General features: G+C 66.8%; 13 protein-coding genes and 1 tRNA gene. 6 read left to right on the forward strand and 8 right to left on the reverse strand.

Annotated elements, in window-relative coordinates:
• The first annotated feature begins 120 nt into the window (after positions 1 to 120).
• Entirely contained in the window at positions 121 to 1,407 is a 1,287-nt protein-coding gene (locus K1T73_RS02660) for an NAD(P)/FAD-dependent oxidoreductase (RefSeq protein WP_220602454.1), read from the forward strand.
• 73 nt (positions 1,408 to 1,480) lie between these two features.
• Here the strand turns inward: K1T73_RS02660 and K1T73_RS02665 are convergent.
• The 3 genes from K1T73_RS02665 to K1T73_RS02675 form a co-directional block, all read right to left on the reverse strand.
• Positions 1,481 to 1,566, reverse strand: a tRNA-Leu gene (locus K1T73_RS02665).
• 41 nt (positions 1,567 to 1,607) lie between these two features.
• A complete protein-coding gene (locus K1T73_RS02670; RefSeq protein WP_220602455.1) occupies positions 1,608 to 2,156 on the reverse strand; it encodes a tetratricopeptide repeat protein in 549 nt (182 codons plus the stop codon).
• Between the two features lie 31 nt (positions 2,157 to 2,187).
• Positions 2,188 to 2,664 carry an Lrp/AsnC family transcriptional regulator gene (locus K1T73_RS02675; RefSeq protein WP_220602456.1) on the reverse strand — a complete coding sequence of 159 codons (477 nt, stop codon included), beginning with the start codon at positions 2,662 to 2,664 and terminating at the stop codon, positions 2,188 to 2,190.
• Between the two features lie 113 nt (positions 2,665 to 2,777).
• Here K1T73_RS02675 and putA point away from each other — a divergent pair, with 113 nt between their 5' ends.
• The 3 genes from putA (at position 2,778) to K1T73_RS02690 (ending at position 7,548) form a co-directional block, all read left to right on the forward strand.
• Complete coding sequence (putA, locus tag K1T73_RS02680; RefSeq protein WP_220602457.1) at positions 2,778 to 6,212, forward strand: bifunctional proline dehydrogenase/L-glutamate gamma-semialdehyde dehydrogenase PutA; 3,435 nt, start codon at positions 2,778 to 2,780, stop codon at positions 6,210 to 6,212.
• 209 nt (positions 6,213 to 6,421) lie between these two features.
• Complete coding sequence (locus K1T73_RS02685; protein WP_220602458.1) at positions 6,422 to 7,171, forward strand: rhomboid family intramembrane serine protease; 750 nt, start codon at positions 6,422 to 6,424, stop codon at positions 7,169 to 7,171.
• A complete protein-coding gene (locus K1T73_RS02690) occupies positions 7,168 to 7,548 on the forward strand; it encodes a GFA family protein (protein WP_259400423.1) in 381 nt (126 codons plus the stop codon). The genes K1T73_RS02685 and K1T73_RS02690 overlap by 4 nt, the downstream gene beginning before the upstream one ends.
• 26 nt (positions 7,549 to 7,574) lie before the next feature.
• On the opposite strand, the gene K1T73_RS02695 is transcribed toward K1T73_RS02690, so the two are convergent.
• The 4 genes from K1T73_RS02695 to K1T73_RS02710 all read right to left on the reverse strand — a co-directional run bounded on the left by K1T73_RS02695 (position 7,575) and on the right by K1T73_RS02710 (position 9,980).
• Complete coding sequence (locus K1T73_RS02695; RefSeq protein ID WP_220602459.1) at positions 7,575 to 7,823, reverse strand: zf-TFIIB domain-containing protein; 249 nt, start codon at positions 7,821 to 7,823, stop codon at positions 7,575 to 7,577.
• Positions 7,820 to 8,029, reverse strand: a complete 210-nt coding sequence (locus K1T73_RS02700) for a DUF465 domain-containing protein (RefSeq protein WP_220602460.1) — start codon at positions 8,027 to 8,029, stop codon at positions 7,820 to 7,822. The genes K1T73_RS02695 and K1T73_RS02700 overlap by 4 nt, the downstream gene beginning before the upstream one ends.
• A 169-nt stretch (positions 8,030 to 8,198) precedes the next feature.
• Positions 8,199 to 8,987, reverse strand: coding sequence for an inositol monophosphatase family protein (locus tag K1T73_RS02705; RefSeq protein ID WP_220602461.1), 789 nt, complete (start codon positions 8,985 to 8,987; stop codon positions 8,199 to 8,201).
• A 66-nt stretch (positions 8,988 to 9,053) separates the two neighbouring features.
• Complete coding sequence (locus tag K1T73_RS02710) at positions 9,054 to 9,980, reverse strand: LysR family transcriptional regulator (protein ID WP_220602462.1); 927 nt, start codon at positions 9,978 to 9,980, stop codon at positions 9,054 to 9,056.
• Between the two features lie 98 nt (positions 9,981 to 10,078).
• On the opposite strand from K1T73_RS02710, the gene metF reads away from it, so the two are divergent.
• Positions 10,079 to 10,945, forward strand: coding sequence for a methylenetetrahydrofolate reductase [NAD(P)H] (gene metF / locus K1T73_RS02715; protein WP_220602463.1), 867 nt, complete (start codon positions 10,079 to 10,081; stop codon positions 10,943 to 10,945).
• A gap of 71 nt (positions 10,946 to 11,016) precedes the next feature.
• Complete coding sequence (locus K1T73_RS02720; protein WP_259400424.1) at positions 11,017 to 11,502, forward strand: PaaI family thioesterase; 486 nt, start codon at positions 11,017 to 11,019, stop codon at positions 11,500 to 11,502.
• Positions 11,503 to 11,513: 11 nt separating this feature from the next.
• Here the strand turns inward: K1T73_RS02720 and K1T73_RS02725 are convergent, their stop codons facing one another.
• Positions 11,514 to 12,587, reverse strand: a complete 1,074-nt coding sequence (locus K1T73_RS02725; RefSeq protein WP_220602464.1) for a DUF2235 domain-containing protein — start codon at positions 12,585 to 12,587, stop codon at positions 11,514 to 11,516.
• Positions 12,588 to 12,670: the final 83 nt, after the last annotated feature.

Consider the following 12,670-nt stretch of genomic DNA (forward strand, 5'->3'; position numbering starts at 1 on the left):
CGCACCGTCCGGCGGGCTTAGCCCCACCCCAAGCAAGGCTTCACCTTTTACTAGTTCTCGCCCAACGCCCGCATCCGTAAATTCACGCGAAACCCGATTGACGAAGGAAGGACGCGCGACATGCCGACAGAGAAGACCGATACCGTGGTGGTGGGCGGCGGCCAGGCCGGCCTCGCCATGAGCGAACACCTCGGCAAGCAGGGCGTCGATCACATCGTGCTCGAACGTCACCGCATCGCCGAGCGCTGGCGCTCCGAGCGCTGGGATTCGCTCGTCGCGAACGGTCCCGCCTGGCACGACCGTTTCCCCGGCATGAAGTTCGAGGATATCGACCCCGAGGCTTTCGCCCCGAAAGAGCGGATCGCCGACTATTTCGTCGAATATGCCAAGCGCATCGACGCCCCGATCCGCACCGGGGTCGAGGTCAAGCGCGTGAGCCGCATCGAAGGCGATCAACGGTTCCGCGTGGAAACCTCCGAGGACGTGATCGACGCGCGCAACGTCGTCGCCGCCACCGGCCCCTTCCAGAAGCCCGCGATCCCCGACGTGGTGCCTGCCGACGCCGGGCTGGTCCAGATGCACTCGACCGCCTACCGTAACCCCGGGCAATTGCCCGAGGGCGCCGTGCTGGTCGTCGGCTGCGGCTCGTCGGGCGCGCAGATCGCCGACGAACTCGCCCGCGCGGGCCGCGATGTCTATCTCTCGACGGGCCCCCACGACCGCCCCCCGCGCGCCTATCGCGGCCGCGATTTCTGCTGGTGGCTGGGTGTGCTGGGCAAGTGGGAACGGACCGCACCCTCGCCCGAGACCGAGCATGTCACCATCGCCGTCAGTGGTGCCAATGGCGGCGAGACGGTCGATTTCCGCCGCATGGCCGCCCGCGGCGTCACGCTTCTGGGCCGGACCGAAGGCTACGACAACGGCACGCTCACCTTCGCGGATGATCTTCAGCGCAACGTGGCGAACGGCGACGCCAACTACCTCGCCGTCCTGCGCGAGGCCGACGCCTATGCCGAGCGCATGGGCCTCGACCTGCCCGAGGAACCCGAAGCGCACGAGATCGGACCCGATCCCGAGTGTCTCAGGAACCCGATCCTGAGCCTCGACATCGAAAAGGCCGGGATCACCTCGATCATCTGGGCCACCGGCTTCACGCTCGACTACGGCTGGCTCGAGGTCGACACGTTCGACGAGCGCGGCCGCCCCGTCCACGAGCGCGGCATCTCGCGGGAACCGGGGGTCTATTTCCTCGGGCTCCCGTGGCAATCGCGCCGTGGCTCCGCGTTCATCTGGGGGGTCTGGCACGATGCGAAATTCATCGCCGACCAGATCGTCATCCAGCGCGCCTATAGCGACTACCACGAGGAGGCCGTGAAGGACGCGCGCACACCGCAGGTGGCCGAGTAGGGCAGGGACGGAAAAAGGGTTTGGCTCTCTCGCGGTTCGTTCGGAACCACTGAGGCGGTAGCCCAATCGAACATGGTACGGGCGGCCGGACTCGAACCGGCACGGCCTCTCGGCCTGGAGATTTTAAGTCTCCTGTGTCTACCATTCCACCACGCCCGCGGCTCGGCGCGACAATACGGGCTGCGCGCGTGGTGTAAAGTTCAGAGCTTCTTCTCTTCCGCCTCGATCACCTGCAGAAGCGCCCGCTCGCTCAGCCACGGGTTCAGCTCCAGCGCGGCGCGCAGCACGAGCGCCGCTTCCGCCTTGCGGTCGAGCGCGACGAGGGTCAGCGCCTGGCCCGTCATCGCCGCGATATGCCGGGGCGACAGCGCCACGGCCCGCTCGAGATCGGGCAGGGCGGCCTCGTAGTCGCCGCGCAGGAAGTTGACGAAGGCGCGCTGGTTGTATCCCTCGGCATAGTCCGGGCAGTACGCGACCAACCGTCCCGCCGCCTTCCGCGCCCCGGCATAATCGCCCACCTCGCGCCGCCGCATCGCCTCGTCCAGAAGCTCCTGCGCCGCCTCGTCGGGCGCATCCGCCCACAGCGCCCACATCTCGTCGGAGATGCCCCATGCCGCGGCCTCGTCGGGGGCCGCCTGCGCCTCGGCGATCAACGCGTCAAGCGCGTCGGCGTGGTCGGGTGCGGGTGGACAGGTCGCCGACGCCGCGGTGGCCAGCGTCAGGGGAACAAGGAGCGCGATCAATCTCATGCCGTCCAGAATGGCACGAACGCGGCCCCGGTCAAATCACATCTGCGGGCGCATTGTCCTTCACCGCCTGCATCGCAACGTAGGTCGAGGTATGCGCCACATGCGGCAGGGTCGAGATATGCTCCGCCAGCACACGGCGATAATCGCTCATGCTTTGCGTACGGATTTTCAGCAGGTAATCGAAATTCGCCGCGATCATGTGCACTTCCTCGATCTCGGGCACCCTGAGCACTGCCGCGTTGAAGGCCGAGAGCGCCGCCTCGCGCGTGTCCGTGAGGCGCACTTCGACGAAGCTCACGTGATCGCGGCCCAGCCGGATGGGATCGACCGTCGCGCGGTAGCCGGTGATCACACCGGCCTGCTCGAGCCGCCGAAGACGCGCCTGCGTGGGCGATTTCGAGAGGCCGATCCGGTTGGCCAGTTCGGTGATGCTGATCCGGCCATCCGCAGAGACAGCCCGCAGAATCGCTTGGTCGTAACGGTCGAATGCGAACTGGTCGGTTTGCACGGCCAACCTCTCAAATAATGGCCAAACGGCCTGCGAAAAATGCAATATCGGGAAAAACAGCTTAGTCGACGGTGGTATACTCGGTCAATCCACCTGCCCGAGAGGAGCATTTCATGAACGTCCAGACCGCCCCGCGCCTTGCCGTCGACCAGAACATGTATGCCGATGAGCGCGCCACGCTCGAACGGCTCGCGGAGGAGGCGAATCTCAGCGCGGCGGATCGCGAACGGATCGCGGCCCACGGCGCCAAGCTCGTGCGCGAGATCCGGGCCAAGACCGATCCGGGCATGATGGAGGTCTTCCTCGCCGAGTATGGCCTCTCGACCGAGGAGGGCATCGCGCTCATGTGTCTCGCCGAGGCGCTCCTGAGGGTGCCCGACGCCGACACGATCGACGCGCTGATCGAGGACAAGATCGCGCCGTCGGACTGGGGCAGCCACATGGGCCATTCCACCTCGTCGCTCGTCAACGCGTCCACCTGGGCGCTCATGCTCACCGGCAAGGTGCTCAAGGACGAACGGCCCGGTCCCGTGGGCCATCTGCGCAGCGCCATCAAGCGGCTGGGCGAGCCGGTGATCCGCACCGCCGTGGGCCGCGCCATGCGCGAAATGGGCCGACAGTTCGTGCTGGGCGAGACGATCCAGGGCGCGATGGAACGCGCGCGCAAGCAGGAGCGCAAGGGCTACACCTATTCCTACGACATGCTGGGCGAGGCCGCGCGCACCGACGCGGACGCCACCCGCTATCACCTCGCCTATTCCCGCGCCATTTCGGCCATCGCCGAGGCATGTCACCACAAGGAAATCGCCAGGAATCCGGGCATTTCGGTCAAGCTCTCCGCGCTCCATCCCCGCTACGAGGAGGCGCAGCGCGAAGAGGTGATGGAGGTGCTCATGCCCCGCCTGCGCGGCCTGGCGCTCCTGGCGAAATCCGCGCGGATGGGCCTCAACATCGACGCCGAGGAGGCCGACCGCCTCGCGCTTTCGCTCGACGTGATCGAGGCCGTGCTGTCCGAGCCCGCGCTCGAGGGTTGGGACGGCTTCGGCGTCGTCGTGCAGGCTTATGGCCAGCGCGCGGGCGACGCCATCGACTATCTCTACAACCTTGCCGAAAAGCATGATCGCCGCATCATGGTGCGGCTGGTCAAGGGCGCCTACTGGGACACCGAGATCAAGCGCGCCCAGGTCGAGGGGATCGACGGTTTCCCGGTCTTCACCTCCAAGGCCGCGACCGACATCAGCTACATCGCGAACGCCCGCAAGCTTTTGTCGATGACCGACCGGATCTACCCCCAATTCGCCACGCATAACGCGCATACCGTGGCCGCGATCCTCGACATGGCCGGCAACGACAAGGAGGCGTTCGAGTTCCAGCGCCTCCACGGCATGGGCGAATCGCTGCATGACATCGTGATGGATGCCGAAGGCACGCGCTGCCGCATCTATGCCCCCGTCGGCGCGCATCGCGATCTTCTGGCCTATCTCGTGCGCCGCCTGCTTGAGAACGGCGCCAACTCGAGCTTCGTCAACCAGATCGTGGACGAGGACGTGCCCCCCGAAGAGGTCGCGCGCGATCCTTTCGAGGTCATCAAAGACTCGTGGCCCTCGATCACGCGCGGCCCGGACCTCTTCCGCCCCGAGCGCGTGAACTCGCGCGGCTTCGATCTGACCCACGCCCCCACACTCGCGCTCATCGAAGAGAAACGCGCGCCCTTCGCCGCCGGAAAGCACCAGTGGCAGGCCGCGCCGCTTCTCGCCGGTGATGCCGCGCCGAACGAGGCACAGCCGGTCCGGAACCCCGCCGATCCCGCCGACACGCCCGGCACGGTGGCCGAGGCGAGCGAGGCCGACATCGAGACAGCTCTCGCCAACGCCGCTGCCTGGGACGCATCGCCCGAGGCTCGCGCCGAGATACTCAACAAGGTGGCCGATCTCTACGAGGCCAATTTCGGCGAAATCTTCGCGGCGCTCGCGCGCGAAGCCGGAAAGTTGCAACTCGACGCCGTGGCCGAGCTTCGCGAAGCGGTGGATTTCCTGCGCTACTACGCCGCCAACGCGCCGCAGGATCCGCCCGTAGGAGTCTTTACCTGCATCTCGCCCTGGAACTTCCCACTCGCCATCTTTACGGGCCAGATTGCCGCGGCCCTTGCCGCGGGCAACGCCGTCCTGTCGAAACCTGCCGAACAGACCCCGCTCATCGCGCATATCGCCATCGGCCTCATGCACGAGGCCGGCGTGCCGCGCAGCGCGCTTCAGCTTCTTCCCGGCGGCGGCGCGGTGGGTGCGGCGCTCACCTCCGACGCGCGCGTCGGCGGCGTGGCCTTCACCGGATCGACCGAAACGGCGCACAAGATCCGCGCCGCCATGGCCAAGAACCTCGCCCCCGGCGCGCCGCTCATCGCCGAGACGGGCGGGCTCAACGCCATGATCGTGGACAGCACCGCGCTGCCGGAACAGGCCGTGCAGGCCATCGTCGAAAGCGCGTTCCAATCCGCCGGCCAACGCTGCTCAGCGCTGCGCTGCCTCTACGTGCAGGACGACATCGCGCCCGGCTTCCTCGAGATGCTCACCGGCGCGATGGATGCGCTCAACGTGGGCAATCCCTGGTATCTCTCGACCGATTGCGGCCCCGTGATCGATGAGGAGGCCCGCACGAACATCGCCGAGCATATCCAGACGGCGCGTGCCGAAGGCCGCCTTCTGCACGAATTGAAGACCCCGAACGCTGGTACCTTCATCGCCCCGACGCTCATCAGGGTCGATGGCATCGAGGATCTCGAGCGCGAGGTTTTCGGTCCCGTCCTTCACGTCGCCACGTTCAGGAGCCAGCAACTCGATCAGGTCATCGAAGCGATCAACGCCACGGGCTACGGCCTCACCTTCGGCCTCATGACCCGCATCGACGACCGCGTGCAGCACGTGACCGAGGCGGTTCACGCGGGCAACATCTATGTCAACCGCAACCAGATCGGCGCCATCGTCGGCTCCCAGCCTTTCGGCGGCGAGGGGCTCTCGGGCACCGGACCCAAGGCGGGCGGGCCGCATTATCTCACCCGCTTCACCGCGCGCCCCGCACCCATGAAGGGCGAGCCCTGGGGCGGCAACATGGACGACAAGGCGGTTGCCAAGGCGCTGGCGGAACCGCAGGGCGATCACACGGTGCGCGACCTCATCCTGCCGGGCCCCACGGGCGAATCGAACAAGCTCTCGGTCTTCCCGCGCGCGCCCCTCCTGTGCCTCGGGCCGGGCAGGGATGCGGCCCGGGCACAAGCGAAGGCTGTCACCGAGCTTGGCGGTCGGGCGGCGCTTGCCACCGGCCACGTGGCCCCCGAAACGCTCAGGTCGCTTTCGGGCTTCTCCGGCGCGCTCTGGTGGGGAGACGAAGAAACGGCCCGCGCCTACGCCAGGGCGCTGTCGGAACGCGATGGCCCCATCCTGCCGCTCGTGACCGGCGCGCCCGACACGGGCCACGCCTGTCACGAACGCCACGTCTGCGTCGACACCACGGCGGCAGGCGGCAACGCGGCGCTTCTGGGCGGCGTGGCCTGAGGCGGCGACACTCCGCATGATCTGCTAGGCCCCGGGTCACGCCCGGGGCGGGGTCATTCCGAAACTCCCGTCCCGGCCCTGCGCCCGGACCTCCCGCGTCGCGCTCAGGCGTCGGAGCGGCGACAGGACCGCGCGTCGCCGCATCCGCCCGATCCCCGGCCTCGCATAACCGTCTTGACCACGCCCCCCGCAGCCGCCACCGTGCCGCAATGTTCCCGATCCGCGATCACAACCCTTCGGGCAGTACGCCCTTCGTCACCTGGGCTCTGATCGCGCTCAATATCCTCGTGTTCCTCAGCTACTATCCCCTCGCGCGCGACGACTACGCGCTCTTCCGGGTCTATGCCGATTTCGCGCTCGTCCCCGGGCTCGTCACCGAGGGCTACAACCTGCACGGCTTTCTGACCTCCATGTTCATGCATGGCGGCTGGATGCACCTCGCGGGCAACATGCTCTTCCTGTGGGTTTTCGGCGACAACATGGAAGACGAGATGGGGCACATCCCCTTTCTTCTCTTCTATCTCGCCGCCGGGTTCGGCGCGGCGCTTGCGCATTACCTTTCGGCACCTACGGCCATGGTGCCTATGGTGGGCGCGTCGGGGGCCATCGCCGGGGTGATGGGTGGCTACCTGCTGCTGTTTCCGCGCGCACGGGTGGACGTGCTGATCATCCTGGTGATCTATGTGACCGTCCTGCCGATCCCCGCCTGGATCACGCTCGGCCTCTGGTTCGCGCTCCAGATCTTCAGCGGCTTCGGCGCCGACCCGAACCTCGGCGGCGTCGCCTACTGGGCCCATGCGGGCGGCTTCATCCTGGGGATCGTGCTGACCCTGCCGCTTTTCCTGCGCCGGGGTGGCCCGGCCTTCTGGATGCGCACCCAAGGCAGGCCGCCCCATCCCGAAGCGACGTATGAACTGACCCGTTCGAACATCCCCACCGTCAGGAGACGCCGAAAATGACCGATGATGTGACGAACCCCGTCAAGGTGACTTGCCACTGCGGCGCCGTCGAACTGCGGGTGACGCTCTCCGACGGCCTCGCCACCGCGCGGCGCTGCGATTGCAGCTTCTGTCGCAGGCGCGGCACACCCGCGGTCTCGGCGCCGCTCGACGGGCTGGAGATCCTGCGCGGCGCGGACAAGCTCACGCTCTATCAATGGGGCACGAAAACCGCGAAACACTATTTCTGTTCGGTCTGCGGCATCTACACCCATCACCGGCGCCGCTCCGACCCCAACGAATACGGGGTCAACATGGGCGGCATCGAAGGCGTGAACCCCGCCCTGCACGAGCCGATCGGCTGGCACGACGGGGTGAATCATCCATCGGATCGGTGAACTCGGAGATCCGCCCGGCGATGCGTTCAGAAGTCGAACAACTCGCCCAGGAACGACTCCTTGCGCTTCTTCCTGCGCGGGCGGTCGTCCCAGTCGTCTGATCGCCGCGTGTCGTGGCGCGGGGGAGGGGGCGGCGCCTCGGCCACCTGCCGCTCGATGATCTTGTCCAACTCGCCGCGGTCAAGCCAGACGCCCCGGCAATTCGGGCAGTAGTCGATCTCGACACCGTTGCGGTCGGCCATCACGAGGGTTTCGCCATCCACGGGGCACTTCATGCCGGTTCTCCCTGATCGCCACGCCGCGCGGCATGGCACGAGGCGAGCATGTCCTTCAGTCTCAGCCGCGCCGCCTTGAGCGCGCGAAGCTTCTGCCAGTCGGGCAGGGGGCTGCGCAATTCCGATTGAATCCGATCCTTGAGCGCGACCCGTTTCTGCCGCAAGGCCTCGATCCGCCGCATGATCCGTTCATTCCGATTTGGCATGGTCTCTCCCTTTCTCGCACTGCATCCCCCGCGTCTCTCGCGGGGTTGCCTTCGAGATGGGGACGGAATCGCGAAAAATGAATAGGGGTGCGACAGCATGGTGAATTTCCGCCAGTCGAAATCGCACCGGCGCGATTCCAGTGCTCCGACCGGGCGCTACTCACTCGGTTCAGGCGTTGCGGATCACCTTCGCGAACTTCTCGAAAATCGGCTCGTTCGAGCAGATGACCGCCCCGCTTTCGAGGATCTCGGCGCCGGGCTTCAGTGCCTCGACCATACCGCCGGCTTCGCGCACGATGATCACGCCGGCTGCCAGGTCCCACGCGTTGAGGCGCCGTTCCCAGAATCCCTCGTAGCGGCCCGCCGCCACATAAGCCATGTCGAGCGCCGCCGACCCCCACCGCCGCACGCCCGCGCAGGCAGGCATCAGCCGCGCGAGGTCCTGCAACGTGTGCGGCAGGTCGCTGCGGCCCCCGAAGGGCACGCCCGTGGCAAAGATCGACTCGATCATCTTCGCCCGGCCCGAGACCCGCAGGCGGCTGTCGTTCATCCACGCGCCTTCGCCTTTCTCGGCAAAGAACATCTCGTCCTTGGCCGCGTCATAGATCACGCCCGCCACGACATTTCCCTTGTGTTCCAGGGCGATGCTGACCGCCCAATGGGGCAGGCCATGCAGGAAGTTCGTGGTCCCGTCGAGCGGATCGACGATCCAGCGCCGCGTCGGGTCGCTGCCCTCGATCTCTCCGCCCTCCTCGGCGATCCAGCCATAGGTGGACCGCGCGCCCAGCAGCTCCTCCTTGAGGATCGCTTCCGCCGCGATGTCCGCGCGGCTCACGAAATCGCCCGCGCCCTTCATGCTCACCTGAAGGTTCTCGACCTCGCGGAAATCCTTGACCAGCGACCGGCCCGCCTTGCGCGCGGCCTTTATCATGATGTTGAGGTTTGCGCTGCCGACCATCGCGTGAGGCTCCTTTTCGTCAAGCCGCGCGTATACGCCCCCACCGCCCGCTTGCCAAGGGGGGCGTCAGAGCGTTTCGACCTCGCGCGCCTGCCTCTGCAACCGCACCGGAATCTCGCGCGCAAGGCGGATCAGGTGCGCCATGTAGGGCTTCGTCGCATCCTCCTCGCGGATCGCGGCATAAAGCCTTTTGGTGACACCGTTTTCGGTAAGCGGACGCACCGCGTAATCGTCCGATTTGCGCAACTCGCGCAACACCCAGTCGGGCAGCACGGCAACGCCCCGGCCCGAGGCGACCAGCATCAGGATCACCGCCGTCAGCTCCACCTGCCGGACGGCATTGGGCTCCACCTTCGCGGGGGTCAGCAATTCGGTGAACACGTCCAGCCGCGAGCGGTCGACCGGATAGGTGATCAGCGTCTCCTCGCGAAAATCCTCGGCCACGACATAGGGCTTCTCGGCCATCCAATGCCCCTGCGGCGCAAGCAGCACCGGCTCGTAGTCGAAAAGCGGCTTGAACACGATGCCGGGCAGGCTCTCGGGATCGGACGAGATCACCAGGTCGACCTCTTCCTTCTGAAGCGCGGGCAGCGCGTCGAAGGCAAGACCGGGCCGGATATCCACATCAACGTCACCCCACGGCTTCCGAAACTGTTCGAGCACCGGGAAAAGCCACTCGAAACAGGCATGGCACTCGATCGCGATATGGAGCCGCCCCGCGCTCCCCTCCCGGACGCCGCTGAACTCCGCCTCGAGCGCTTCGATTTCCGGCAGGACACGCTCCGCCACCCGCAGGAGCCGATGCCCCGCCGCCGACAGCTTCATCGGTTTCGAGCGCCGCACGAAAAGCTCGACGCCCGCCTGGTCCTCCAGCCCCTTGATCTGGTGGCTCAGGGCCGACTGCGTGATGTGCAAGAGTTCCGCGGCGCGGGCAAGGCCGCCGGCCTGGTGAATGGCCCGGATCGTGCGCAGATGCCTGAACTCGATATGCATACCCCAACACGCCTCATGTTCTTCGTGAAAATTATGAATTTGTCTAACTATCAGGTGCCTGCGACAAGGTTCAAGAGAGTTTCCAGAGGATGAGCGACATGACCACCCCCGCCGTTTCCTTCGAGTTCTTCCCTCCCAAGTCGCTCGAGGCGTCGTTTCGCCTTTGGGACACCGTGCAATCGCTCGCCCCGCTCGATCCGCGTTTCGTCTCGGTCACATACGGCGCGGGCGGCACCACGCGCGAGTTGACCCGCGATGCGGTCGGCACGCTGCATCGCTCGGCCGGTCTGCGCGTCGCGGCCCATCTCACCTGCGTGGATGCGAGCCGCGAGGAAACACTCGGCATCGCGCGCGACTTCGCGACAGCCGGCGTCAAGGACATCGTGGCCCTGCGCGGTGACCCGCCCAAGGGCACGGGCGCCTTTCGGCCCCACGCCCAGGGCTTCGCCGACAGTTGCGAGCTCATTTCGGCGCTGGCCGACACGGGCGATTTCAATATCCGCGTCGGCGCCTATCCCGAACGCCACCCCGAGGCGCGCGACGAGCAGGCCGATATCGACTGGCTCAAGCGCAAGATCGACGCCGGGGCCAGCGAGGCGATCACCCAGTTCTTCTTCGAGGCGGACACCTTCCTGCGGTTCCGCGATGCCTGCGCGAGGGCGGGGATCGACGCACCCATCGTGCCCGGTATCCTTCCGATCGAGAACTGGCAGAATGCGCGCCGCTTCGCGCTCGCCTGCGGGACGTCGGTCCCGCAATGGCTCGACGATGCCTTCAGCACGGCCATCCGCGACGACCGGCACGATCTGCTGGCCACGGCGGTGGCGACCGAGATGTGCAGCAAGCTTCTCGACGAAGGGGTCGACACGCTGCATTTCTACACGCTGAACCGCCCCGACCTCACGCGCGACGTGTGCCACGCGCTCGGCGTCACGCCCAAGGTCGCCCTGCGCGAGGTCGCCTGAGCCGCGCGGTTGACAGGGCCGGCAGGCGGCTCCGATAAACGCGGTGATCACACCGCGACCGGAGCCGTCCCTTGCCCCAGACCATCGCCACCTCTCTCGATGACCTGCCCGATGCCGAGGCTCTTCTCTCGCGCTCGGGCCTCGACTTCATGCGCTCCATCCTGCGCGGTGAGCTCTCGGGGCCGCCCATCGGCCGGACGCTCGGTTTTCGGCTCACCGGGGTCGAGGAGGGGCGCGTGACTTTCGAAGGCACGCCGGGATTCGATGCGACCAACCCCATGCGCGGGCTTCACGGCGGTTGGTACGGGGCGATCCTCGACAGTTGCATGGCTTGCGCGGTGATGACCCGCGTGCCGCGCGGTTCCTTCTACACGACGCTCGAATTCAAGGTGAACATCACCCGCGCGATCCCTCTCGGCACCCCGGTGCGGGCCATCGGCACGGTCCAGCACGCGGGCCGCAGCACCGGCGTCGCCACGGGCGAGTTGCGTGGGGCGGAGGACGACCGGCTCTACGCCACCGGCTCGACCACCTGCATGATCATGAAATCCGACTGACGGCGTGCGCCTCAGCCTTCCGTCGGCGCAGCCCCGGCGACCGGTACGTCGCGTAGCGCCTTGCGGTCCACGCTTTCATGTATCCGCTCGCTCGGATCGCGTCCCACGATGCGCGCGCGCCGGTAGAGAAAGATCTTGCCCCAACCTCTCCAGTTCCCGACCGAAGGCGCATCGACGTCGCGCTCGAAGCGGTCCTGCCACCCTTCCGGAAGCGGAAGGCCGCACTCCTCGGCCCGCTCCAGCATCCAGACAAGCGGAATGTTCGACAACGGACGCGCCGCGTGGAAGCCGCCAAGCTGGCCACCCACGTCGCCATGGGTGCCGCGAAACCAGACCTGCTCGAGCCGGCCCTCGTGATCCGGCCGGCTTTGCCACATGACGGGCATGTAGGCGACGCGGTTCTCGTCCAGCGCCAGGGCATGAAACCCGTTGCGCACGACCCGCCCGAGCGCGTGGTTGTGAAACCCGTGCACCTCCTGTTGCTTGCGCGATATGATCGGAAGCCGCCAGCCGAGCGCCTTCACCGTGTCCCAGACACCCACCATCTCGATCTGCATGTCGGGATGACAGTACCGCTGGCGGAACGCGGCCGAGGCCTCGCTGCGCGCGTATCTGCGATAATGCCGGTAGGCCAGGTCGACATTGCGCTGCGTCGCCTCGTCGGCGCGCAAAAGCCCCACCCTGTCGATCGCCCCCGCGAGCGAGCGCACCGCGTAGGCCCCGCGCGAAAAGCCGAAAAGGAAAACGCGGTCGCCCGGCCGATACCGGCTGGCCAGGTGGCCATAGGCACGCCGGATCTGGCGATTGATGCCGCCGCCGGTGATCACGTCCCGCGTGCTGCGCCAGTCGCGCCATTGCAGCCCGGCTTCGTAATAGACCGAAAGCCAGAGATCGCCCACGTCGTCGAGCAGTTTGTAGGACAGGCCCGCGTTGCTTTCATCACCGGGGGCGAGCGTCGACATGGTGCCATCGAGGATGATGACATGCGTCATGGCGCCCCGCTGGCGCACCTGTCCGCGCTGGCCCTGGCGGAAGGCGGGGCGTATCAGGTCGAAGGCGCGTCTGAGCCAGGACATCAGGGCCATGTGAACTCGCTTCGTGATGGTCTCGAGGCTCAACATAGGACGATCCGGCGCGGATTTGCACTTGTCGTCTTGCCGGGCGCCTC

Origin of the sequence: Roseovarius sp. SCSIO 43702, from assembly GCF_019599045.1 — a bacterium.
Taxonomy (GTDB): domain Bacteria; phylum Pseudomonadota; class Alphaproteobacteria; order Rhodobacterales; family Rhodobacteraceae; genus Roseovarius.